The organism is Pantoea sp. App145, assembly GCF_047947045.1.
Classification (GTDB): domain Bacteria; phylum Pseudomonadota; class Gammaproteobacteria; order Enterobacterales; family Enterobacteriaceae; genus Pantoea.
In genome coordinates this window covers 3184580-3208408 of the sequence record NZ_CP133290.1, presented here as the reverse complement: position 1 = coordinate 3208408, position 23829 = coordinate 3184580, and the positions used below count along the sequence as shown (strand labels likewise).

At 55.9% G+C, this 23829-nt stretch carries 24 protein-coding genes; 9 read left to right on the top strand and 15 right to left on the bottom strand.

Translation table 11 applies throughout. The features are described from left to right. Nucleotides 1-6: 6 nt before the first annotated feature. From RCF31_RS14640 to kefG, 3 genes are read right to left on the bottom strand one after another with little or no spacing between them, the layout of a single operon-like run. Nucleotides 7-207 (bottom strand): YheV family putative zinc ribbon protein, encoded by a 201-nt coding sequence (locus tag RCF31_RS14640; protein ID WP_150105801.1) that lies wholly within the window; start codon nt 205-207, stop codon nt 7-9. A gap of 34 nt (nt 208-241) precedes the next feature. Next, complete coding sequence (kefB, locus tag RCF31_RS14635; protein ID WP_084877371.1) at nt 242-2047, bottom strand: glutathione-regulated potassium-efflux system protein KefB; 1806 nt, start codon at nt 2045-2047, stop codon at nt 242-244. Then, nucleotides 2047-2598, bottom strand: coding sequence for a glutathione-regulated potassium-efflux system ancillary protein KefG (gene kefG, locus RCF31_RS14630; RefSeq protein ID WP_299447556.1), 552 nt, complete (start codon nt 2596-2598; stop codon nt 2047-2049). The genes kefB and kefG overlap by 1 nt, the downstream gene beginning before the upstream one ends. 122 nt (nt 2599-2720) lie before the next feature. Here kefG and RCF31_RS14625 point away from each other — a divergent pair, with 122 nt between their 5' ends. Beyond that, on the top strand, nt 2721-4628 hold the full coding sequence (locus RCF31_RS14625; RefSeq protein ID WP_416411389.1) for an ABC transporter ATP-binding protein: 1908 nt from the start codon (nt 2721-2723) through the stop codon (nt 4626-4628). A 91-nt stretch (nt 4629-4719) separates the two neighbouring features. Here RCF31_RS14625 and tauD read toward each other — a convergent pair whose 3' ends face one another. From tauD to RCF31_RS14600, 5 genes are all read right to left on the bottom strand, one after another. Continuing rightward, nucleotides 4720-5559, bottom strand: coding sequence for a taurine dioxygenase (tauD, locus tag RCF31_RS14620; protein ID WP_416411388.1), 840 nt, complete (start codon nt 5557-5559; stop codon nt 4720-4722). Beyond that, nucleotides 5556-6386 (bottom strand): taurine ABC transporter permease TauC, encoded by an 831-nt coding sequence (tauC, locus tag RCF31_RS14615; protein ID WP_299447564.1) that lies wholly within the window; start codon nt 6384-6386, stop codon nt 5556-5558. The genes tauD and tauC overlap by 4 nt, the downstream gene beginning before the upstream one ends. Beyond that, the gene (gene tauB, locus RCF31_RS14610; RefSeq protein ID WP_416411387.1) at nt 6383-7150 is read right to left on the bottom strand and encodes a taurine ABC transporter ATP-binding subunit; all 768 of its coding nucleotides are present in this window, start codon (nt 7148-7150) and stop codon (nt 6383-6385) included. The genes tauC and tauB overlap by 4 nt, the downstream gene beginning before the upstream one ends. 11 nt (nt 7151-7161) lie before the next feature. Next, nucleotides 7162-8142, bottom strand: coding sequence for a taurine ABC transporter substrate-binding protein (gene tauA / locus RCF31_RS14605; protein WP_416411386.1), 981 nt, complete (start codon nt 8140-8142; stop codon nt 7162-7164). Between the two features lie 160 nt (nt 8143-8302). Further along, entirely contained in the window at nt 8303-8905 is a 603-nt protein-coding gene (locus tag RCF31_RS14600; RefSeq protein ID WP_313682990.1) for a LysE family translocator, read from the bottom strand. Nucleotides 8906-8965: 60 nt separating this feature from the next. Between RCF31_RS14600 and RCF31_RS14595 the strand changes: the two genes are divergently transcribed. The 3 genes from RCF31_RS14595 to RCF31_RS14585 all read left to right on the top strand — a co-directional run bounded on the left by RCF31_RS14595 (nt 8966) and on the right by RCF31_RS14585 (nt 11134). Next, a complete protein-coding gene (locus tag RCF31_RS14595) occupies nt 8966-9982 on the top strand; it encodes a hydrolase (RefSeq protein ID WP_416411385.1) in 1017 nt (338 codons plus the stop codon). A 2-nt stretch (nt 9983-9984) separates the two neighbouring features. Then, nucleotides 9985-10203, top strand: coding sequence for a YheU family protein (locus tag RCF31_RS14590; RefSeq protein WP_084878611.1), 219 nt, complete (start codon nt 9985-9987; stop codon nt 10201-10203). A gap of 61 nt (nt 10204-10264) precedes the next feature. Beyond that, nucleotides 10265-11134, top strand: coding sequence for a phosphoribulokinase (locus RCF31_RS14585; RefSeq protein ID WP_299447578.1), 870 nt, complete (start codon nt 10265-10267; stop codon nt 11132-11134). A gap of 47 nt (nt 11135-11181) precedes the next feature. Here RCF31_RS14585 and RCF31_RS14580 read toward each other — a convergent pair whose 3' ends face one another. Beyond that, a complete protein-coding gene (locus RCF31_RS14580; RefSeq protein WP_299447581.1) occupies nt 11182-11586 on the bottom strand; it encodes an OsmC family protein in 405 nt (134 codons plus the stop codon). A 301-nt stretch (nt 11587-11887) separates the two neighbouring features. On the opposite strand from RCF31_RS14580, the gene crp reads away from it, so the two are divergent. Together crp and RCF31_RS14570 are read left to right on the top strand one after the other, a co-directional pair. Continuing rightward, on the top strand, nt 11888-12520 hold the full coding sequence (crp, locus tag RCF31_RS14575; protein WP_013510795.1) for a cAMP-activated global transcriptional regulator CRP: 633 nt from the start codon (nt 11888-11890) through the stop codon (nt 12518-12520). Nucleotides 12521-12578: 58 nt separating this feature from the next. Further along, complete coding sequence (locus tag RCF31_RS14570) at nt 12579-14654, top strand: YccS/YhfK family putative transporter (RefSeq protein WP_416411384.1); 2076 nt, start codon at nt 12579-12581, stop codon at nt 14652-14654. Between the two features lies 1 nt (nt 14655). Here RCF31_RS14570 and argD read toward each other — a convergent pair whose 3' ends face one another. From argD to ppiA, 5 genes are all read right to left on the bottom strand, one after another. Continuing rightward, nucleotides 14656-15876 carry a bifunctional acetylornithine/succinyldiaminopimelate transaminase gene (argD, locus tag RCF31_RS14565; RefSeq protein WP_299447589.1) on the bottom strand — a complete coding sequence of 407 codons (1221 nt, stop codon included), beginning with the start codon at nt 15874-15876 and terminating at the stop codon, nt 14656-14658. A gap of 87 nt (nt 15877-15963) precedes the next feature. After that, a complete protein-coding gene (locus tag RCF31_RS14560; RefSeq protein WP_208716729.1) occupies nt 15964-16539 on the bottom strand; it encodes an aminodeoxychorismate synthase component II in 576 nt (191 codons plus the stop codon). A gap of 41 nt (nt 16540-16580) precedes the next feature. Beyond that, entirely contained in the window at nt 16581-17174 is a 594-nt protein-coding gene (locus RCF31_RS14555; RefSeq protein WP_299447596.1) for a putative adenosine monophosphate-protein transferase Fic, read from the bottom strand. After that, nucleotides 17164-17334, bottom strand: coding sequence for a YhfG family protein (locus RCF31_RS14550; RefSeq protein WP_299447599.1), 171 nt, complete (start codon nt 17332-17334; stop codon nt 17164-17166). The genes RCF31_RS14555 and RCF31_RS14550 overlap by 11 nt, the downstream gene beginning before the upstream one ends. 99 nt (nt 17335-17433) lie before the next feature. After that, nucleotides 17434-18006 (bottom strand): peptidylprolyl isomerase A, encoded by a 573-nt coding sequence (gene ppiA, locus RCF31_RS14545; RefSeq protein WP_299447602.1) that lies wholly within the window; start codon nt 18004-18006, stop codon nt 17434-17436. Between the two features lie 264 nt (nt 18007-18270). Here ppiA and tsgA point away from each other — a divergent pair, with 264 nt between their 5' ends. Further along, a complete protein-coding gene (gene tsgA, locus RCF31_RS14540) occupies nt 18271-19449 on the top strand; it encodes an MFS transporter TsgA (RefSeq protein ID WP_416411383.1) in 1179 nt (392 codons plus the stop codon). 33 nt (nt 19450-19482) lie between these two features. Here tsgA and RCF31_RS14535 read toward each other — a convergent pair whose 3' ends face one another. Beyond that, nucleotides 19483-20766: a cytosine deaminase gene (locus RCF31_RS14535; RefSeq protein WP_416411382.1), complete on the bottom strand. Its 1284-nt coding sequence runs from the start codon at nt 20764-20766 to the stop codon at nt 19483-19485. Nucleotides 20767-20945: 179 nt separating this feature from the next. Between RCF31_RS14535 and nirB the strand changes: the two genes are divergently transcribed. Next, nucleotides 20946-23483 carry a nitrite reductase large subunit NirB gene (nirB, locus tag RCF31_RS14530; RefSeq protein ID WP_416411381.1) on the top strand — a complete coding sequence of 846 codons (2538 nt, stop codon included), beginning with the start codon at nt 20946-20948 and terminating at the stop codon, nt 23481-23483. Continuing rightward, entirely contained in the window at nt 23480-23806 is a 327-nt protein-coding gene (nirD, locus tag RCF31_RS14525; RefSeq protein WP_416411380.1) for a nitrite reductase small subunit NirD, read from the top strand. Before nirB ends, nirD begins: the two co-directional genes overlap by 4 nt. The last annotated feature ends 23 nt before the right edge of the window (nt 23807-23829 follow it).

The following is a 23829-nucleotide window of genomic DNA, read 5'->3' as shown; positions in this document are numbered from 1 at the left end:
ATTGCGCTACTCAGGATGAAAAATGCCGATCACCTGCTCCTGACTGCGCACCTGATCGCGCACCTGCTTATCCGCTTCGCGCATCTGATGCCCGCACTTCACGCATTCCACCACATCCACATTGTTTTCACGCCACATCGCCAGCGTGTCCTTCTGCTGACAGTGCGGGCACACCGCACCGGCAATAAAACGTTTACGCATTCTGATTCCTGCCCGTCAAAAACGGATACGGTAAGTGTAGTTACTCATCATCCCAGCCATCAAACTGACGTTTTTCATGCTGCATTTCACGCTGGAAGATATCCTCCAGCTCGCGACGCGCCTCACGCACGCGGGAAACCGTTGCGCTGTCCGTCTGATTGGGCACCAGTTCACGCAGCATACGCATATCCAGACGGCGGAAATGATGTTGAGCACGTTGCGCCTGGTGTGGATGCATCCCCAGCGAGATCAGCGCTTTGCGTCCCAGCTCCAGCGCACTGGAGAAGGTTTCACGCGAGAACAACGTCACGCCCGCCTGAATCAGTTCATGGGCTTCCACACGACCACGCGCCCGGGCGAGGATCTGCAACTGCGGGAAATGCTGTTGGCAAAGATGCACAATCGTCATGGCATCTTCCGGTTCATTACAGGTGATGACGATGGATTGTGCCGTCGCCGCTCCCGCAGCGCGCAACAGCTCCAGCTCGGTAGCATCACCATAGTAAACCTTGTAGCCATATTTACGCATCAGGCTAACTGCTGAGATATCACGCTCCAGCACCGTGATACGCTTGTTATTCGCCATCAGCAAACGGCCAACCACCTGGCCGAAACGACCAAAGCCCACCACAATCACCTGCGGCTGATCATCTTCGACAAACGGCTTCTCGCTGTTGTCATCCGGTTCATTAAAGCGACGTGCCAGCAGACGATCAATGCCCTGCATCAACAGCGGTGTGGTCATCATCGACAACGTCACCGTCACCAGCAGCAGCGGCAATTGATCGCCGCTAAACAGCTTTGCCGATGCTGCGGCCGAAAACAGCACGAAGGCAAACTCTCCGCCCTGGCTGAGTACCCCGGCAAACTGCTGACGCTCCGAACTGCGCAGACCATAAACCCGCGCCAGCACATACAGCACCAGGATTTTCACCACCACCAGAATCACCACGCCAAGCACGATTTCGAGGATGTGGGTGTAGAGCACGCCGAGATTCAGCGCCATACCGACGGAGATAAAGAACAGCCCCAGCAGCAGTCCTTTAAAGGGTTCGATCGCCACTTCCAGCTCATGGCGATACTCACTTTCCGCCAGCAGAATACCGGCGATAAAAGTCCCCAGCGCCATCGACAGGCCCAGCGCATCCATAAACAACGCCGAGCCAAGCACCAGCAGTAACGAGGCTGCGGTAAAGACTTCGCGCACGCCGGAGGCAGCAATAAAGCGGAAAATCGGGCGCAGCAGAAAACGGCCACCAATCAGCATCCCGGCGAATGCCAGTACCTTCATGCCGACTTTCAGCCAGTCTACATGACCGCTGTCGCCTCCTCCCGCCAGCAGCGGCACCAGCGCCAACGCCGGGATCACCGCTAAATCCTGGAACAGCAGCACCGAGAAACCCAGCTGCCCGGCTTCGCTGCGATTCATGCCTTTATCACGCATTAATTGCAGTGCCATCGCCGTTGAGGACATTGCCAGGCCGATACCGCCAATCACTGCCGCCTGCCAGGAGAAATCGGTCAGCCATAGCAGCACCCCGAGAATCGCCGCAGAGATCAGCACCTGAGCCGCACCCACACCAAAAATCGACCGCCGCAGCGCCCAGAGTTTCGCCGGGTTCAGTTCCAGGCCGATGATAAACATCAGGAATACGACGCCGAGTTCAGAAAAGTGCAGAATCTCGTCCACGTCGCTGATAAAACCCAATCCCCACGGCCCGATGGCAATACCTGCCAGCAGATAACCCAGCACCGCGCCGATGCCCAGTCGTGCCGCAATCGGGACGATCAGCACCGCCGCCACCAGATAGATGACACCGGCCGTAAGCAGCGTTTGTCCTTCCATTACACACCTCCCTGCGGCAGCGGTGACGAGAGCCAGTCGCTGTAAGCCTGGGCAAAATGACGCAATACCTCCGGCGTCTGGCGTCGCGCCCAGTAGATCACCATCGGCGTCATCCAATGCATACGGCACATCTGCGCCGTCAGCTCAAACGGACGCATGATGTCGCTCATCGGGTAACGATTGAGGCCATGCTGATGATAGGCGGTTTCCGGCTCGCCGGTGGTGACGACGCTGCGCCAGTATTTCCCCTCCAGTGCATTGCCATCTACGCCACTGGCGAAGCCGCGAGACAGCACCCTGTCCAGCCACTCTTTCAGCAGTGCCGGGCAGCTGTAGGTATACAGCGGATGCTGGAAAACCACGATTTGATGTTCGCGCAGCAGTTGTTGCTCGTAGTGAATATCAATAAAGAAATCCGGGTAGTGGGCGTATAAATCGTGTACCGTGACGTGGTCCAGTTCCATAGCCGACTGCAGCAAAACCCGATTGGCAATCGAATCCTGTGATTCCGGATGGGCGTAAAGCAGCAGGATTTTGGGTGGCTGCGACATCGTTCCCCTCCAAAGCAAAGCATCGTCACAGCGCAGGAATTCCGCTACCATGCTCGACGCAACTAAACAGTTCATCTAATTATGTTGCCAGTAAATTAACATATTCTGACGATACGGCGCTTATGATTGTCTTTTCCTCGTTACAAATTCGCCGCGGCACCAACGTGCTGCTGGATAACGCTACCGCAACCATCAACCCCGGCCAGAAAGTTGGTCTGGTGGGCAAAAACGGCTGCGGCAAATCCACGCTGTTGTCGCTGCTCAAAGGTGAAATGAGCAGTGATGCCGGTAGCGCCACTTTCCCTGGTAACTGGGCGCTGGCCTGGGTCAATCAGGAAACCCCAGCGCTCAGTAAAGCCGCGCTGGAATATGTTATCGACGGCGACCGCGAATATCGTCAGCTGGAATCTGAATTAGCCGATGCCAACGCACGTAACGATGGCAACGCTATCGCGCTGCTGCACGGTAAACTGGATGCGATCCAGGCATGGAGTATCCCGGCACGCGCCTCCAGCCTGCTGCACGGTCTCGGTTTCTCCCAGGAGCAGCTCCAGCGTCCGGTGAGAGACTTCTCCGGCGGCTGGCGCATGCGTCTCAACCTCGCGCAGGCGCTGGTGTGTCGTTCTGATTTGCTGCTGCTCGATGAACCGACTAACCACCTCGACCTCGATGCGGTGATCTGGCTGGAACGCTGGTTAAAAAGCTACGAAGGCACGCTGATCCTGATTTCGCATGACCGCGACTTCCTCGATCCGGTGGTGGATAAGATCATCCACATCGAACAACAGACGATGTTTGAATACACCGGTAACTACAGTTCGTTCGAGCGTCAGCGCGTCGCCAAACTGGCGCAGCAGCAGGCGCTGTATCAAAGCCAGCAGGAGAAAGTGGCGCACCTGCAAAGCTATATCGATCGTTTCCGCGCCCAGGCCACCAAAGCGAAGCAGGCGCAGAGCCGCATCAAGATGCTGGAGCGCATGGAACTGATTGCGCCCGCGCACGTCGATAACCCATTCAGCTTCAGCTTCCGTGCACCAGAAAGCCTGCCCAATCCCCTGCTAAAAATGGAGAAAGTAACCGCAGGCTACGGTGACCGCATCATTCTCGACGCCATCAAACTTAACCTGGTACCCGGCTCACGTATTGGCCTGCTGGGGCGCAACGGCGCGGGTAAATCCACCTTAATCAAACTGCTGGCAGGCGAGTTAACCCCGCTGGCGGGTGAAATTGGGCTGGCGAAAGGGATCAAGCTGGGTTACTTCGCTCAGCACCAGCTGGAATTCCTGCGTGCCGACGAGTCGCCGTTGCAGCATCTGGCGCGCCTTGCGCCGAAAACGCTGGAGCAGCAGTTGCGTGATTACCTCGGCGGCTTTGGCTTCCAGGGCGATAAAGTCAGCGAAGTGACTGAGCGTTTCTCCGGTGGTGAAAAAGCGCGTCTGGTTCTGGCGTTGATTGTCTGGCAGCGTCCGAACCTGTTGCTGCTTGATGAACCAACGAACCACCTCGATCTCGATATGCGCCAGGCATTAACCGAGGCGCTGATTGATTTTGAAGGTGCGCTGGTGGTGGTCTCGCATGACCGCCATTTGCTGCGCGCCACTACCGATGATTTGTACCTGGTACACGATCGCAAAGTGGATATCTTCGAAGGGGATCTTGAGGATTATCAGCAGTGGCTGAGCGACCTGCAAAAACAGCAGGCGCAGCAGGATGCCGCACCAAAGCAGGAAAGCGGCAACAGCGCCCAGGCCCGTAAAGATCAGAAGCGTCGTGATGCGGAACTGCGCGCACAGACGCAGCCACTACGCAAAGAGATTGAGAAACTCGAAAAACAGATGGCGAAGTGGCAGAGCCAGCTGAGCGAAGCCGAGCAGCTGCTGTCCGACAGCGCTATTTACGACCAAAACCGCAAAGCGGATCTGACTGTCGCACTGCAACGTCAGGCGGAGAGTAAATCGGCGTTGGAAGAAGCGGAAATGGCCTGGCTGGATGCCCAGGAGCAGCTGGAGCAGATGCTGGCTGCACCTTAATCACACCGTTCGTAGCGGCGCGATTTATCGCGCTCTTTTGACCTTATTCTCGGGTAAAGACCGCGCGATAAATCGCGCCGCTACGGACATTTTACACCGGTTTGTCCCCCAACACCGTCGCCCGATGCATCACCCGGCGCGCCGGATAATAATCCGCATTGGCATAATGCTGTGTCACGCGGTTATCCCAAATCGCTACATCATTTTCCTGCCAGCGCCAGCGCACCTGAAACTCAGGTTTGGTAATGTGCGCAAACAGGAAGCCGAGCAGCGCCGCACTCTCCTTCTCGCTTAGCCCAACCAGCCGCGTGGTAAATCCTTCGTTGACGAACAACGCCTTGCGACCGCTGACCGGATGGGTACGGATCACCGGATGCAGCACCGGCGGGTGCTTCGCCACCGCCTGCTGCCAGCGCTGATGTTCTTCAGCCGTTTTGCGATATTTAAATTCCTGGAATGCTTTTTTGAAGTCATGCTCCGCCTGCAATCCTGCCAGCAGCGTTTTAAACGGTTCGGATAACGCTTCATACGCCGCAATCCCGCTGGCCCACAGCGTATCGCCGCCGCTTTCCGGCAGCAATTTGGCCGCCAGAATGGCGATCGCCGGAGGGGTCTCGATAAAGGTCACATCGGTGTGCCAGTTATCGCTATCGGGCGGGTTGCCCTGATGCGTATCCAGCACGATGATCTCCTCCACTCCGGCGGCATGCGGATAGACCGGGTGGATATGTAAATCACCAAAGCGCACTGCCAGCGCGCGCTGCTGCTCGGGCGTGATCACCTGATGACGCAGGAACAACACCTGATGGCGCAGCAGGCCATGGTAAAGCTGTTCAAATTGCGCATCGCTCAGCGGGCGGCTGAGATCGACATCACTCACCTGCGCACCGATATACGGCCCCAGCGCGCTGAAAGTCACACGTTCGTTCATTGCTGTTCTCCATTCCAGGGCGTCAGACGGCGCTGCAAGGCGCGCAGACCCAGTTCTAAACTAAAAGCGATCAACGCAATCACCGCGATGCCCGCCAGCACCACATCCGTTGCCAGGAACTCGCCCGCCGATTGCACCATAAAACCCAGCCCACGGGTGGCAGCAATCAGTTCGGCTGCCACCAGCGTTGACCAGCCGACACCGAGACCAATACGCAAGCCAGTGAGGATTTCCGGCAACGCGCCCGGCAGAATCACCCAGCGCAGCAATTGCCAGCGCGTAGCCCCAAGCGCCTGTGCCGCACGGATACGTACCTGCTGGGCGTTCTTCACGCCCGCCAGCGTCGATAAGGTGACAGGCGCGAAGATCGCCAGGTAAATCAGTAAGATTTTTGAGGTTTCACCGATGCCGAACCAGATCACCATCAGCGGCAGATAAGCCAGCGGCGGCACCGGTCGATAGAGTTCAATCAGTGGATCAAGCAGGCCACGAATCGACGGGCTCAGTCCCATGGCGATCCCTACCGGAATGCCAATCAGCGCCGCGAAGAACAGCGCCACCAGCATCCGCGTCAGGCTGGCACCAAGATGCTGCCACAGCGTGGCATCCATAAAGCCTTGTGGACCGGCAATCAGCAGCAGCTTTTTCAGCACCAGCTGCGGTGGCGGCAGAAACAGCGGCGCAATCAAGCCCAGCGCCGTTACCCCCCACCACACCAGCAGCAGCACCGCCACACTTAACAGGCTCAGGGACAGCTGACGCGAAAAGGGCCAGCGCAGATTCCGGCGGCGCGCCGCACGCGCTTTATCATCAATTAACGCACTCATGCGAACACCTCCCGCTGAGCAAACACCTGGTTCAGCACGTATTCGCGCCGTTCAATAAATGCGGGATCGGATTTGATACTGCGGCAGGGCTCACCGTCGGCAAAACGCTGCCCAAAATCGAGCTTCAGTCGTTCCACTACTCGCCCAGGCCCCGGCGACAGCAGTACCAGTTCACTGGCGAGAAACACCGCTTCTTCAATGTCGTGAGTAATCAGCAGGATCTGTTTGCCGGTATCGCGCCACAGCGTGAGCAGCAGGGTTTGCATCTGCTCACGGGTAAAAGCATCGAGCGCGCCAAAGGGTTCATCTAACAGCAGCAGCTGAGGGTCAGCCGCCAGCGCACGCGCAATCCCCACGCGCTGACGTTGACCCCCAGAGAGCTGCCAGATAAAACGCTTTTCCGCTCCTTCCAGCCCCACTTTGCCCAGCAGGCGCCGGGCGATGGCATGGCGATCGGCCTTTGCCATCCCGGCCAGTTGCAAACCAAAGGCGACGTTGTCGATCACATTGCGCCACGGCAGCAACCCTTCGTTCTGAAACACCACGCCGCGTTCGGCACCCGGCCCGTTCACCGGTTTGCCATCCAGCGTGATGCTGCCGGATTCCAGCGGCAGAAAACCGGCGATCAGATTGAGTAACGTGGTTTTGCCACACCCGGACGGTCCCAGCACCACCAACAGTTCACGCTGATCCAGTTGCAGGTTGATGTCCTGCAACGCAGGTTGTCCGGCGTAACGCGCATTAAGATGAGTGATGCTGAGCATAAAGCCTCCGGTTATTTCACTAAGGGAGCAACGAAACGGGTGGTGACAAAGCCGCTGTAATCACTGGCCGCATCCGGCACCTTGCCCTGCTCTTTCAGGAAATGCGCGGTATCGACAATCGCCTGATTGACGGGCTTACCAAGCTGCTCAAGCTGTTGCTGGGCAGTGAGATAGGTGTTGCCCTGCACCAGCCCCGGCACCTGAGCTTCCGGCACCCCGCTCAGGCGCGACAGCTTGCTCAGGTTGTCCGGCTGTTGCAGCCACTGTTGCGGGTTATCGATATAGGCTTTCTGCGCCTCCAGCGCGCTGCGGGCAAACGCCGTGACGATATCCGGGTGCTGCTGTGCAAAGTCTTTACGCACCACCCAGACATCCAGCGTCGGTGCGCCCCATTTGCCGACCTGTGAGGAGTCGGTCAGCACTTTGCCATCCTTTTCCAGTTCATTGACCGCCGGTGCCCAGACGTAAGCGCCGTCAATATCGCCACGCTGCCAGGCGGCAATGATTGCGGGCGGTTGCAGGTTAACCAGCTGCACATCGGTGGGTTTGATGCCCCAGTGCTTCAATGCGGCCAGCAGGCTGTAATGGGTGGTGGAGATAAAGGGGACGGCGATACGTTTGCCGATCAGGTCTTTGGGATTGCTGATGGATTTCTTCACCACCAGCGCCTCGGAATTACCGAGCTGCGAGGCTAACAGGAAGGCTTCAATGGGCAGTTGCTGTGTGGCGGCCACCGCCAGTGGACTGGAGCCGATATTGCCAATCTGCACGTCGCCGGAGGCCAGGGCGCGCAGCACGCTGGCCCCGCTATCGAACTTTCGCCAGTCAACGCTGGCTCCGCTCTCTTTGGCAAAGGTGTTATCGGCCTGTGCCACCTTGGCCGGTTCCGCAGAGGTCTGATACGCCACCGTGACGCTAACCGCCTCGGCCTGGAAGGTCAGCAACGCCAGCGCTGCGGCTAACGTGGTTATGGTTTTCTTCACTGCCATCATCTTGCACCCCAATATTTTTATGTTGGGTGCAGTGTCGCCAGCAGCAATGGTTTCATAAAGGAATTAAAAATTATCCCTAATGAAAATCGGTTCTTAGATCAACATCGGGCAAGGCTATGCGCAAACAGCAAAAAGGCGCGTTGCCGCGCCTCGGGTTTACTCAGTGCCAAATCAACAGCACACAGGCGGCAGTCAAAATCCCCATCGCCAGGTTAAAGATTTTCCACGCCCGTGGGCTGCGCAGCAGACGGCCGATGATCGAACCAAACCCCATCCAGATCACCCCGGAGACCACGTTGACCAGCGCCATACCGATGCTGATGGCCACCACGGAATGCAGATAGGCGGCCCCGGCCAGGCTAAAGCTGGCAACCGCACCCAGCGCCATCAGCCAGGCTTTCGGGTTAATCAGTTGCAGCAACCCTCCCTGCCAGAACGGCGTGGGTACCGGAGGTGCCGCATCCGTGTCCAGCGTCTCATACTCGGCGGTAGCAATTTTCCACGCCAGCCACAACAGATAGAGGCTACCGGCAATTTTAAGAACCAGATGAAGGGAAGGATAGAGTAGGATGAGACTACCCACGCCAAAGGCCACCATCAGCAGCATCACCTGCATACCAATCATGATGCCGATTAACAACGAGAAGGTACGCAGAAAGCCAAAGTTGGCAGCGGAGGCGGTAAGTAACATATTATTAGGCCCTGGCGTGATCGCAGCGACCCAGAGAAAGCCCAGCATTGATAAAAACAGACTTAGTTCCATGTTGATTCGGGTGCTCCTCACCCAGGAAAGCCAAAAACCCATCGAAACTATCAGCGAGATATGCATCAGACAAGCGTTTACCACAGTAATTTTGATTCTCCGCCCGGCGAGACCTTCGTCCCGCTGAGCGGCTTTCGCAATCCGCATCTGCAAACCCTGCTCCCGCGCCTGCTGCGGCGGCGTGTTACCCTGCGTCCGCACTGGCAGCGTCTTGATTTGCCGGATGGTGATTTCGTCGATCTCGCGTGGAGTGAAGATCCGGTGCAGGCCGCCCATAAACCGCGCATGGTCCTGTTTCACGGCTTAGAGGGAAGTTTCCACAGCCCCTATGCCCACGGGTTGATGCAGGCATGTCAGGCGCGTGGCTGGCTGGCAGTGGTGATGCACTTTCGTGGTTGCAGTGGCGAACCCAATCGCCTGCATCGTATTTACCATTCCGGCGAAACGGAAGACGCGAGCTATTTCCTGCGCTGGTTAAGGCGTGAATGGGGCACAGTGCCAACCACTGCAGTGGGCGTCTCGCTCGGCGCGAATATGCTGGCGTGCCTCGCCGGGATGGAGGGCAGTGATGCGCCTTTTGATGCCGCCGTCGCTATCTCGGCACCGCTGCTGCTGGAGCCGTGCAGCCAGAAACTGGAGAACGGTTTCTCACGCTTTTATCAGCATTATTTGCTGACGCAGCTGAAAAAAAATGCGAAGCGCAAGCTGCGCGCCTGGCCCGGTACCTTGCCGGTGGATTTACGCCAGCTACGCACCCTGCGGCGTCTGCGCGACTTTGACGATGCCGTCACCTCACGGGCGCACGGTTTTATCGATGCGGGGGACTATTATCACCGCGCCAGCGCCATGCCGCACTTAATCAATGTCCGTAAGCCGCTGCTGATCATTCACGCCAAAGACGATCCCTTTATGACTGACGCAGTTATCCCGCAACCGGAGCAGCTGTCCTCGTCAATTGAATACCAATTGACGCAGCAAGGCGGCCACGTTGGCTTTGTCGGCGGGACATTGCTGCGCCCGCAAATGTGGCTGGAGCAACGCGTGCCACAGTGGCTATCAACTTATCTGGATATGTGATCGTGATTATACCGTGGCAACAACTCGACCCCGAAACGCTGGAAAACCTGATTGAAGCCTTTGTATTACGCGAAGGCACCGACTACGGTGAACAGGAGCGCAGTCTGGCGCAGAAGGTCGCCGATGTGCGCCGCCAGCTGGAGCGTGGCGAGGCGGTACTGGTGTGGTCTGAACTGCACGAAACCGTCAATATCATGGCGCGCGGTGAATTTCGCGGCTAATGCACATCCCGGCATTTCGTGCTAACAATGCTCATCGCCGGACTTCACAGGGAGCTTTGTCATGTCAGCCAGGCATCCAGTTATCGCCGTTACCGGTTCCAGCGGAGCCGGAACCACCACCACCAGCCTTGCCTTCCGGAAAATTTTCCAGCAGCTGGATCTGCACGCCGCAGAAGTGGAAGGCGACAGTTTCCATCGTTATACGCGTCCAGAGATGGACATGGCGATCCGCAAAGCGCGCGATCTGGGCCGTCATATCAGCTACTTCGGACCGGAGGCCAACGATTTTGGCCTGCTGGAGCAAACCTTCAGACAATACGGACAATCCGGTCTCGGGCAGTCGCGCAAATATCTTCACACCTATGATGAAGCCGTGCCGTGGAATCAGGTTCCCGGCACCTTTACGCCCTGGCAACCGCTGCCGGAAAACACGGATGTGCTGTTTTATGAGGGTTTGCACGGCGGCGTCGTGACACAGCAACACAATGTGGCCGAACATGTGGATTTGCTGGTCGGCGTGGTGCCGATTGTGAACCTCGAGTGGATTCAGAAGTTGATTCGCGACACCAGCGAACGCGGTCATTCGCGCGAAGCGGTGATGGATTCGGTGGTACGTTCGATGGAGGATTACATCAACTTCATTACGCCACAGTTCTCGCGCACCCATATCAACTTCCAGCGCGTACCTACCGTTGATACCTCAAATCCGTTTGCCGCACGTGAGATTCCGTCGCTGGATGAAAGCTTTGTGGTGATCCATTTTCGTGGGCTGGAAGGTATTGCCTTTCCTTACCTGCTGGCGATGATTCAGGATTCCTTTATCTCGCATATGAACACCCTGGTGGTGCCGGGTGGCAAAATGGGGCTGGCGATGGAGTTGATTATGACACCGCTGGTGCAGCGGCTGATTGAAGGTAAACGGATTGAATAATCCGTCATTTCCGTATCGGCGCGATTTATCGCGCCGCTACGTTCGTGCTATAGCTCGATAACCTCATAGCTGTGGGTGATGTCGACCCCTTTGCCCAGCATGATCGCCACCGAACAATATTTCTCTGCCGACAAATCCACCGCACGCGCCACCGCTTTATCGCCCAGCGCTTTGCCGCTGACAATAAAATGCAGATTGATGTGTGTAAAAATCCGTGGCGCTTCTTCACGACGTTCAGAAGTGAGTTTCACCTCGCAATCGGTCACTTCATTGCGCCCTTTTTGCAGGATAGACACCACGTCAATCGCGCTGCAACCACCCGCCGCCATCAGCACCATCTCCATCGGACTCGGCGCTTTATCACCCGAGTTCCCATCCATTAATACCTGATGACCCGATGAGGATTCTCCGAGAAAGGTAAGCCCCTCCACCCATTTGACTCGTGCCTGCATTATTCTTTCTCCTGACCAAGCTGATTTGCCGCCAGAGTACGCTTTCACCTGAGAAACAGCAATCCAGACTAATCGCCCTTTTGCTGAAGCGAGACAACACAAGACAGCTAGCAAAAGCTGTGCTACAAACAGAGCTGAAAATATTTTCGTCGTAACAGACGAAGGCGGGAAGAATCAGAAGCCTGGCTTAAGAGTCCACCCGAATAATTTCCTTTACTGGAAGCGCTCTACGATTTCACCGCCTGACAGGGAAAATTGCCCCCTGTGTTTTGGGCACGATTACAACAGAGGATAATAGCGAATGGTTCTCGGCAAACCGCAAACAGACCCTACACTCGAATGGTTCCTGTCCCATTGCCATATTCACAAATATCCATCCAAAAGCACCCTGATTCACCAGGGTGAAAAAGCGGAAACGCTCTACTACATCGTGAAAGGTGCCGTTGCGGTACTGATTAAAGATGAAGAAGGCAAAGAGATGATTCTCTCCTACCTCAATCAGGGGGATTTCATCGGCGAGCTTGGCCTGTTTGAAGAAGGTCAGGAACGCAGTGCCTGGGTACGAGCAAAAACTGCCTGCGAAGTGGCTGAAATTTCCTACAAAAAATTCCGTCAGCTGATTCAGGTAAACCCGGATATTTTAATGCGTCTTTCGGCGCAGATGGCACGTCGCCTGCAGGTGACATCAGAAAAAGTCGGCAACCTTGCCTTCCTTGATGTGACCGGTCGCATTGCGCAGACGCTGCTCAATCTGGCCAAACAGCCTGATGCCATGACCCACCCGGACGGGATGCAGATCAAAATCACCCGTCAGGAAATTGGTCAGATCGTTGGCTGCTCACGCGAGACAGTTGGCCGTATTCTGAAAATGCTGGAAGATCAAAACCTGATCTCCGCACATGGTAAAACCATCGTCGTTTACGGCACCCGCTAATTCCTTCTCACCCACGGCGTGATGGTCACATCGCGCCGTTTTTGTCTACGATGAGCTGATGTGGCGTCGAATCATCTATCATCCCGAAGTTAATTATGCCCTGCGGCAAACGCTGGTGCTTTGCCTGCCCGTGGCTCTCGGCTGGCTGTTTGGTGACCTGCAAAAAGGTTTGCTGTTCTCGCTGGTTCCCGCCTGCTGCAATATCGCGGGTCTGGATACACCACATAAACGTTTCTTTAAACGCCTGATTGTCGGCGGATCCCTGTTTGCCACCGGCAGCTTTCTGATTCAGTGGTTGACGGATTACCATGTTCCTTTGCCGCTGATTATGCTGGCTCTGCCGCTGCTGGTGGGCGTCACCGGCGAAATCAGTCCGTTGCATGGCCGTTTGCTGCCCGGCACCCTTATCGCCGCCATCTTCACACTCAGCCTCGCAGGACGCATGCCGATATGGGTACCGCCGCTGCTGTATATCGGCGGCACGCTGTGGTACGGGCTGTTTAACTGGCTCTGGTTCTGGCTGTGGAAAGAACAGCCGATGCGTGAAACCCTCAGCCTGCTGTATCGCGAGCTGGCGGATTATTGCGATGCCAAATATACCCTGCTGACGCAGCTGACCGATCCGGAAAAAGCGCTCCCCCCACTGCTGGCCCGGCAGCAAAAAGCGGTCGACCTGATCACCACCTGTTATCAGCAAATGCATATGCTGTCTGCCAGCCGTAACAACAGCCATAAACGTCTGACGCGTGCCTTCCAGGTGGCACTCGATCTCCAGGAACACATCTCGGTCAGCCTGCATCAGCCTGAAGAAGTGCAAAAACTGGTGGAGCAGAGCCATGCTGAAGCGGTGATCCGCTGGAATGCGAAGACCATATCGGCGCGGCTGCGGCTGTTGGCCGATGCTATCCTCTATCACCAGTTGCCGGAGCGCTTTCATATGGAGAAGCAGCTCGGGGCGCTGGAAAAGATTGCGCGCCAGCACCCGGATAATCCGGTCGGTAATTTTTGCCTGTACCATTTCAGTCGGATAGCCCGCGTCCTGCGCACGCAGAAACCTCTTTATACCCGTGACCTGATGGCCGACCGCCAGCGACGTTTGCCGTTTTTTCCGGCGCTGCGCAGTTACCTGTCGCTAAAGTCCCCGGCGTTACGCACCGCAGCGCGTTTTGCCGTAATGCTGATGTTTGGCAGCGCGCTGGCGTTGTTCTTTAACATCCCCAAACCCTACTGGATTCTGATGACCACCATGTTCGTCAGCCAGAACGGCTACAGCGCCACTCGCGTACGTATCCAGCACCGTGCCCTCGGCACCTTCGCCGGGCTATTGATCGCGGCTGCCTCGCTGCGTTTTGCCGTGCCGAAATCCATCACCCTGCTGTTTATGCTGGCGATCACCCTCGCCAGCTATCTGGTGACGCGTAAATATTACGGCTGGTCGATGATTGGCTTTACGGTAACGGCGGTGTACTCGCTTCAGTTGCTGTCGCTCAACGGTGCACAGTTCCTGTTGCCACGCATGATGGATACGCTGATGGGATGCCTGATTGCCTTTGGCGGCATGATTTGGCTGTGGCCACAGTGGCAAAGCGGCTTGCTCCGTAAGAACGCACATGACGCGCTGGAGGCTGACCAGGAAGCGTTGCAGCTGCTGCTCGGGCCGGAGCAGTCGCCGGAGAAGCTGGCCTACCAGCGCATTAAGGTTAACCAGGCACACAACGCCATGTTTAACTCGCTCAATCAGGCGATGACCGAACCGGGTTTTAACCCGCAGTATCTGAAAGATATGCGCTTATGGGTGACGCACAGCCAGTTTATTGTCGAACACATCAACGCCATGACGATTCTGGCGCGCGAGCACACCATGCTGACGCCAAAGCTCGCCGAGAAGTATCTGCAATCCTGCGAAATCGCGTTGCAGCGTTGTCAGCAGCGGCTGGAATATGACGGGCCGGGCAACGACAGCAACGTGCTGGAAGCGCCGGAAAATATTAATGAGGGTGCGGTGACCATTGTTGAGCAGCATGTGAAGCGGATTCTGCAACACCTTAACGTGATGCACACCATCTCTTCACTGGCGTGGAGCCAGCGACCGCATCATGGTCGCTGGCTGATGGGCTTGCGGGTGAAAAACTGAATTACGCCGCCAGTACCTTCTCTACCGCCACGGCAAAGCGCGCCATCCCTTCTTCGATATCGGTCGGCTCAATCACCAGCGACGGGACGAAACGGATCACATCGGTACCGGCTGTCAGGATCATCAAACCTTCCGCCGCAGCGGCATGCAGGATATCGCGTGCTTTGCTGGCGTGCTGCGGCTTCAGCGCTGCACCAATCAGCAGGCCTTTTCCACGGATGTCACTGAACAGATCAAACTTGCTATCCAGCGCTTTCAGCGCCGCGACAAACTGCTGACGACGAGCTTCAACACCGTCCAGCACTTCAGGCGTGTTGATGATATCCAGCGCCGTTTCGGCAATCGCACAGGCCAGCGGGTTACCGCCATAAGTGGTGCCGTGCACGCCAGGTGCCATCACTGAAGCGATTTCATTGGTCGTCAGCATGGCGCTCACCGGGAAACCACCGCCCAGCGCTTTCGCCGTGGTGATAATGTCCGGGGTGATGCCGTAGTGTTCGTAAGCAAACAGTTTGCCACTGCGTCCCATGCCGCTCTGCACTTCGTCCAGCACCAGCAGCGCCTTGTATTCATCGCATAAGGCACGCAGACCCTGCATAAATTCCGGGGTAGCCGGCATCACGCCGCCTTCGCCCTGAATCGGCTCGACCACGATGGCGCAGGTGTGATCATCAATTACCGCTTTTACCGCCGCCAGGTCGTTGTAAGGCACATGCACGATATCCGCCGGTTTTGGGCCAAAACCATCGGAGTATTTTGGCTGGCCGCCAACCGAGACGGTAAACAGCGTGCGTCCATGAAACGCATTGTGGAAGGCGATGATTTTGCTTTTGAACGGGCTGTGTTTTTTGCAGGCGTAATAACGCGCCAGTTTGAACGCGGCTTCGTTAGCTTCCGCACCAGAGTTGCCAAAGAACACGCGCTCGGCAAAGGTGGCCGCAATCAGTTTGCTTGCCAGGCGCAGCGCCGGTTCATTGGTAAATACGTTGCTGGTGTGCCACAGGGTTTCACCCTGGGTTTTCAGCGTTTCCACCAGCGCCGGATGGCAATGGCCGAGCGCAGTCACTGCGATGCCGCCGGAAAAATCGATATATTCTTTGCCCTGCTGATCCCAGACTCGGCTACCCTTGCCTTTAACCGGCACAAACTGCGCAGGTGCATAAACAGGCAAAATTACGTTATCGAACGTTTCCCGGGTTACCGCTAGTTTTTCTGCTGCCATTGCCGACCTCATCGGGTTATTTGTTGAGTTGACGTGAAATTATAATCACAAAATATGCATAAAAAATCACACAAAGGCAAACACAACTTAAGGCCGCAGGAAATTTGCCAGCAGCTGATGTCCCTGTTCACTGAGAATACTTTCCGGATGGAACTGTACCCCTTCCAGTGGCAGCGTTTTATGACGGAACCCCATAATTTCATCAGGCTCCCCCTCGCGCAGGCTCCAGGCCGTGACCTCAAACGCGTCAGGCAGAGAATCCCGCGCCACAATCAGCGAATGGTAACGGGTCACGGTGAGAGGATTGTTCAGCCCGCGAAACACACCGCTATCGTTATGGCGAATCGCTGACGTTTTGCCATGCATTACCTGACGCGCACGCACCACCTGGGCACCATAAGCCTGAGCAATCGCCTGATGACCGAGGCACACACCAAGGATCGGCAGACGACCGGCAAAATGGCGGATGGCCGCCAGCGAGATACCGGACTGGTCCGGCGTACAGGGGCCAGGTGAAATCACCAGATGGCTCAGGGGGAGCGCATCCATCTCGTCCAGGGTGATGGCATCATTGCGCACCACCCTGACGTCAGCGCCCAGCTGGCAGAAATACTGGTAGAGATTCCAGGTGAAGGAGTCGTAATTATCAATTAGCAGCAGCATAGCGCCCTCAGGCCGGTAAAACCGCCGCCATTCTACGCATTTTAACGGGCGGGACTTACCACTTTCGCAAATTGCGCGCTGAGCGCGGTTAAATCGCCCTCGACGGCATCGCGAATCGCCGCACGCCAGCTATCACGGTCCAGCTTATCCCACGTCAGCAGATAACCGGCATGTAACGCCAGCTGCTCGAAGAAGATACGCTGGGTTCGACCATTACCGGCCCGGAACGGGTGCAGCACATAGATCTCGCAATAGTAATGTGCAAGGCGCGCGACAAACTCATCCTGCGCCAGATGGGCCAGTCCTTCTTCATCCGCCAGCGCGCTCATCAGGCTGTTGCCTTCTTTCTCGATATAAGCGCAGTGGCAATAAGGGGTGTCATCGCGCCAGATATCGACCGTGCGCAACTCACCGGCCCAGCTGTAGAGATCCTGAAACAGCGTGCGATGAATATGACATAGCCACGGCATACCGCTGTTGCGCGGAGCCAGTTCCAGCGTGGCGAGTCGCGCAGCACTGAACGCCAGCTCAGCTTTGCGTAACTGTGCACTATCGTGAATATCCAGACGGTTTTTCAGCACGCTATCGTTATGCCACAGATAGGGATCGCGTACCGCCAGAGTGTTATCCGCCATATTGCCTCCTTAGCGAGGTCAGCCGGGCTGAAGCCTGTTCAGGTGTGATCGCGGCTTCGTTCAGCGCATAACCCGCCAGACGGCAGCTAGCCTGATAACTGGCAGCACGGCGTTGTTGCCACAGCGTGGCTTTCTGTTTGTCGGTCAGTTTGCTGGTCATAGAGCCTCCGGCAAGCAATTTGCCCTAAGTATAAGCAGCAAATATTCGCTTTGCCGGAGAGCGGCAGGACGCGCCATCACGAAATGACGCGCCGATAAATCAGGGCAGGATTTTCGCGGAAAGGATAACGATCGGTTTTGACGGCACATTCTGGTACGGACCCACATCTTTGGTCGGCACCTGAGCCATCTTATCGGCCACATCCATTCCTTTCACAACTTTACCAAATACCGCGTAACCGAAATCACGCTGACCGTGATCGAGGAAGGCATTGTCGGCGACATTAATAAAGAACTGGCTGGTCGCACTGTCTTTTTCTGCGGTACGCGCCATCGCGATGGTGCCACGCAGGTTACGCAGGCCGTTATCCGCCTCGTTTTTAATCGGTGCGTTGGTTTGCTTCTGCTGCATATCGGTGGTGAAGCCACCACCCTGCACCATAAAGCCAGGGATCACACGATGGAAAATCGTGTTGTTGTAGAAACCGTTATTGACGTAATCAACAAAGTTTTTCACCGAAACCGGGGCTTTCTGTGCATTCAATTCGAGTTCGATATTGCCCGCAGAGGTGGTGAGCAGAACATGGGGATCACCTTTCGCCGCCAGGGCGGAAGCGGAAATAGATGAGAGCGCTAACAGGGCTACGGCCGCTGTCAAAGTACGTTTAAACATGAAAGATTCCTTACCATGGAGAGCCAGCTCAAAAACGAGATTGATTGTAAAGAGCATGTAATACAAGAGCCAGCGTTTTACTTATATTTACGCGGCGACGGTAAATGTCCCCAATCCCGCGCCACGCAATCATTTGCGTGACCTGAATCACACTATTAATGAAATCTGATAACCATATTTCACTCTTTGTTTATTAAGGTCACAGTTGCATTTACAATTCATGACACTTTTTGCCAACTTCGGTGCTCAAAACAGGTTCCCAACATGACAAACCGTAATCGCATTGGCCTTACCTGGATTAGCTTTTTCTCATATGCGCTGACTGGCGCATTGGTGATTGTGACCGGGATGGTGCTGGACAATATCGCGCAATATTTCCAGTTACCCATCTCAGAAATGAGCAACACTTTTACCTTCCTCAATACCGGCATTCTGGTTGCCGTCTTTCTGAACGCCTGGTTAATGGTGATTGTGCCGTTAAAACGTCAGCTGATATTTGGCTTTGTGCTGATGGTGTTGGCGGTATTGGGTCTGATGACCAGCCACAACCTGTCCGTGTTCTCGCTGTGCATGTTTGTGCTCGGCGTGGTGAGCGGCATTACCATGTCGATCGGAACCTTCCTGATTACCCATCTGTATGATGGCCGTCAGCGCGGTTCACGTCTGCTGTTTACTGACTCCTTCTTCAGTATGGCTGGTACGGTGTTTCCCATCATTGCGGGTATTTTGCTGGCGCGTGCTCTGCCGTGGTACTGGGTCTACGCCTGCATCGGTGTGCTTTACCTCGCCATCTTCGTGCTGGCGCTGTGCGTGGAGTTCCCGGTGCTGAAAAACAACAGCGAAACCCAGGCGGCGGAGAAAGAGAAATGGGGTCTCGGCGTGCTGTTCCTGTCGATTGCCGCACTGTGCTACATCCTCGGTCAGCTCGGCTTCATTTCCTGGGTGCCGGAATACGCCACCAAAACCATGGGTATGGATATCGCGGCTGCGGGCCAGCTGGTCGGGAATTTCTGGACAGCCTATATGGTGGGCATGTGGGTATTCAGCTTCCTGCTGCGCTTCTTTGATCTGCAACGCATCCTGATGGTGCTGGCGGCCATTGCCACCGTGCTGATGTACTGGTTTGTCAGCACCAGTGACGCCAGTATGCTGCACTGGATCATCATGACGCTCGGCTTCAGTTCCAGCGCCATCTACACCACCATCATCACCCTCGGTTCGCTGCAAACCAAAGCGTCCTCACCGAAGCTGGTTAACTTTATCCTGACCTGCGGTACGGTCGGCACCATGCTGACTTTTGTGGTTACCGGCCCGATTGTGGCGAGTGGTGGTGCGCATGCCGCACTGGCAACGGCGAATGGCTTGTATGCCGTGGTGTTCGTGATGTGTGTCCTGCTCGGCTTTGTCACCAAACATCGCCAGCACGGCCATATTACCCATTAAGATAGAGGGGCGGACGTCAGTCCGCCCCGCTCCTTACCGCCGGAAGGTGACCGCTTCCGCCTCCTGCAAATAGATTTCACTTCGCGCTGGCTCCGTTGCCGCCACCAGTTCGCCTTTTCTCAACGAATAACGCACCGGCACCTGACGCCGCACCGCATCAAAGCCGCTGTCTGCCGGCAGAATAATCAGGCTGGCATCATTGCCCGGTTCGATACCGTAATGCGTCAGCTGCAGGGTTTTGGCGCTATGGGTGGTGATCAGCTGCAATCCCGCGTCAATCTGTTCATACCCCATCAGCTGGCAAACGTGCAGCCCCATATGCAGCACCTGCAACATGTTGGCGGTGCCCAGTGGATACCAGGGATCAAACACATCATCGTGACCGAAGCAGACATTGATATTGGCCTCCAGCATCTCCTTTACCCGGGTAATGCCGCGTCGTTTTGGATAGCTGTCAAAGCGGCCCTGCAAATGAATATTCACCAGCGGGTTGGCAACAAAGTTAATCTTCGACAGACGCAGCAGGCGGAATAAACGCGAGGTGTAGGCGTTGTTATACGAATGCATCGCCGTGGTATGGCTGGCGGTAACGCGTTCGCCCATGCCCTCTCGATGGGCCAGCGCCGCCACGGTTTCCACAAAGCGCGACTGCTCATCATCGATTTCGTCACAGTGCACATCCACCAGCCGGTCATAACGATTCGCCAGCGCAAAGGCTTTATGTAACGACTCGACGCCATACTCACGGGTAAATTCGTAATGGGGGATCGCGCCCACCACGTTGGCACCGAGGCGCAGCGCCTCTTCCAGCAGAGCTTCTCCGTTGGGATATGACAGGATGCCTTCCTGCGGAAAGGCAACAATCTGGATATCAATCCACGGTGCCATCTCCGCCTTCACTTCCAGCATGGCTTTCAGCGCAGTGAGCGAGGGATCGGAGACATCCACATGGGTACGGACATGCTGGATACCGTTGGCGATTTGCCACTTCAGCGTCTGTTTCGCACGCTGTTTCACATCTTCATGGCTGAGCAACGCTTTACGCTCAGCCCAGCGTTCAATGCCCTCAAACAGCGTACCAGACTGATTCCAGGCCGGTTCCCCAGCGGTTTGCGTGGTATCAAGATGGATATGCGGCTCAATAAAGGGAGCGCTTGCCAGCCCACCTTCCGCATCCAGCACCCCTTCCTGCACGCTACAGGCTGCCGACTGGGGCACCACGCAGGTAATTTTTCCCTGTTCGATTTCGATTTGCCACAGCCCATCCCGCCCCGCTAAGCGCAGGTTGTTGATCCACTTCAGTGATGTCGTCGCCATGCCATTCTCCCGTTGAAACACAACGTCTTAAGCTAGCACGAACCTGACGTCACTACGAATGTGTTCAAAATCAGTTACATACCTCAAAATGGGTATATTAAAGCGCATTTGATATACATCAATAAGCCCCTGAACGCGCGCGTTAAGGTAGCCTCAGATATTTTAATTTTGAGGCAAGCATGAGCAAACACAACGTCGTCATTATTGGCAACGGCATGGTTGGCCACCGCTTTATTGAAGAACTGATCGACAAGGCCGAACCCGGCCAGTTTGCGATCACCGTTTTTTGCGAAGAGCCGCGGGTCGCTTACGACCGTGTCCACCTGTCCGCCTATTTTTCCCATCACACCGCAGAAGAACTTTCGCTGGTGCGCAAAGGTTACTATGAAAAACATCAGGTCAATCTGCTGTTGGGTGAACGCGCCATCACCATCAACCGTGATGAAAAACTGATTCACTCCAATACCGGCCGGGCGGTGCATTATGACACACTGATTTTCGCGACCGGCTCTTATCCGTGGATCCCACCGATTCAGGGTTCGGAAGGCAGCGACTGTTTTGTCTATCGCACCATTGAAGACCTTAACGCGATTGAAGCCTGTGCGCGTCGCAGCCAACGCGGTGCGGTGATTGGCGGCGGTCTGCTCGGGCTGGAAGCCGCAGGGGCGCTGAAAAATCTCGGCATTGAAACCCATGTGATTGAGTTCGCGCCGGTCCTGATGGCAGAGCAGCTCGACGCCCAGGGTGGCGTACAACTGCGTCGCAAGATTGAGCAGATGGGTGTGTATGTACATACGGCAAAAAACACCCGGCAAATTGTCCATCACAGCAAAGGCGGTAAAACCCTGCAATTCGCCGATGACAGCACGCTGGATGTGGATTTTATTGTGTTCTCCACCGGTATTCGCCCACAGGACCAGCTGGCGAAGCAATGCGGCCTGCCACTCGGCCCGCGCGGGGGCATCGCCATTGATGACCGCTGCCAAACCAGCGATCCGGCCATTTTCGCCATTGGTGAGTGTGCCGCCTGGCAGAACCGGACTTTTGGTCTGGTGGCTCCCGGTTACAAAATGGCGCAGGTCGCCAGCGATACCTTAGTCGGCCGCGATAATATCTTTGCCGGTGCGGATATGAGCGCCAAGCTAAAACTGCTGGGTGTGGATGTCGGCGGCATTGGTGATGCCCACGGACGGACGCCTGGCGCACGTAGCTATGTCTGGCTCGATGAACAACGATCCATTTACAAGCGTCTGATCGTCAGTGAAGACAACAAAACGCTGCTCGGCGCGGTACTGGTGGGCGACACCAGCGACTACGGTAACCTGTTGCAGCTGGCGCTGAATAAAATCACCCTGCCGGAACGGCCGGAGTTGCTGATCCTGCCCGCAGGCAGCGGCGAGAAGCCGTCGATCGGCGTTGATGCATTGCCGGAAAGCGCGCAAATCTGCTCCTGCTTCGATGTCAGCAAAGGCGATATCGTCAACGCCGTGAAGAATGGCTGCCACACCGTCGCGGCACTGAAAGCTGAAACCCGCGCGGGTACGGGCTGTGGCGGTTGTATTCCGTTGATTACGCAGGTGCTGAATGCGGAACTGAGCCGCCAGGGTATCGAGGTGAACAACCATCTGTGCGCCCACTTCCCTTATTCACGTCAGGAGCTGTATCACCTGATTCGGGTCGAAGAGATCAAATCGTTCGATGCGCTGCTGGCGAAATACGGCCAGGGTTATGGTTGCGAAGTGTGTAAACCGACTGTCGGTTCGCTGCTGGCCTCCTGCTGGAGCGAACACATTCTCAAGCCTCAACACACGCCGTTACAGGACAGCAACGATCTGTTCCTCGGCAACATCCAGAAAGACGGCACCTATTCGGTGATCCCACGCTCTGCAGGCGGCGAAATCAGCCCGGAAGGGTTGATGGCCATCGGTGCAGTAGCACGCCAGTATAATCTCTACACCAAAATCACCGGTTCGCAGCGTATCGGCCTGTTTGGTGCACAACGCGATGACCTGCCCGCCATCTGGTCACAGCTGATTGCCGCTGGCTTTGAAACCGGCCAGGCCTATGCCAAAGCGTTGCGCATGGCGAAAACCTGCGTCGGCAGTACCTGGTGTCGCTACGGTGTCGGTGACAGCCTTGGTTTCGGCATCGAACTGGAAAACCGCTACAAAGGCATCCGCACCCCACACAAGATGAAGTTTGGGGTCTCTGGTTGTACGCGTGAATGCGCCGAAGCGCAGGGTAAAGACGTTGGCGTGATCGCCACCGAAAAAGGCTGGAACCTGTATGTCTGCGGCAACGGCGGGATGAAACCACGTCATGCCGATCTGCTGGCTGCCGACCTCGATCGCGACACGTTGCTGCATTATCTCGACCGTTTCATGATGTTCTACATCCGCACTGGTGACCGCCTGCAACGTACCTCCGTCTGGCTGGAAAATATGGAGGGCGGCATTGATTACCTGCGCAGCGTGATTGTCGATGACAAGCTTGGTGTGAACAGCCAGCTTGAAGATGAGCTGACGCGCCTGCGCAACCTGGTGGAATGCGAATGGGCTGCCGCGGTTAACGATACGCAGCAGCAGCACTTTGCCACCTTTATCAACAGTGACCAGCGCGACCCATTGGTACAACATATTAAAGTACGCGATCAGCATCGCCCCGCGCGTCCCGCCGAACGAATTAACGCCACCCTGCTTGAGGAAACCGACGCATGAGTCAGTGGTATCCCCTTTGTGAACTGAACCAGATTTTACCCGCAACTGGCGTATGCGCGATGGTTGCAGGGAAACAGATTGCTATCTTCCGTCCACAGGATGATGAGCAGTTGTTCGCCCTGAGTAATATCGATCCTTTTGCTGAAGCTGGCGTGCTGTCACGCGGCATTATTGCCGAGCATCAGCAGGCGTTGTGGGTCGCCAGCCCACTGAAAAAACAGCGCTTCCGTTTGAGCGATGGCCTATGCCTTGAAGATGAAACTCGCTCCATAGCGAGCTACCCAGTACGGGTTCATCTTGGCTGGGTAGAAGTCTGTACCTGAACCACTTTTTTTACTTTATGAGA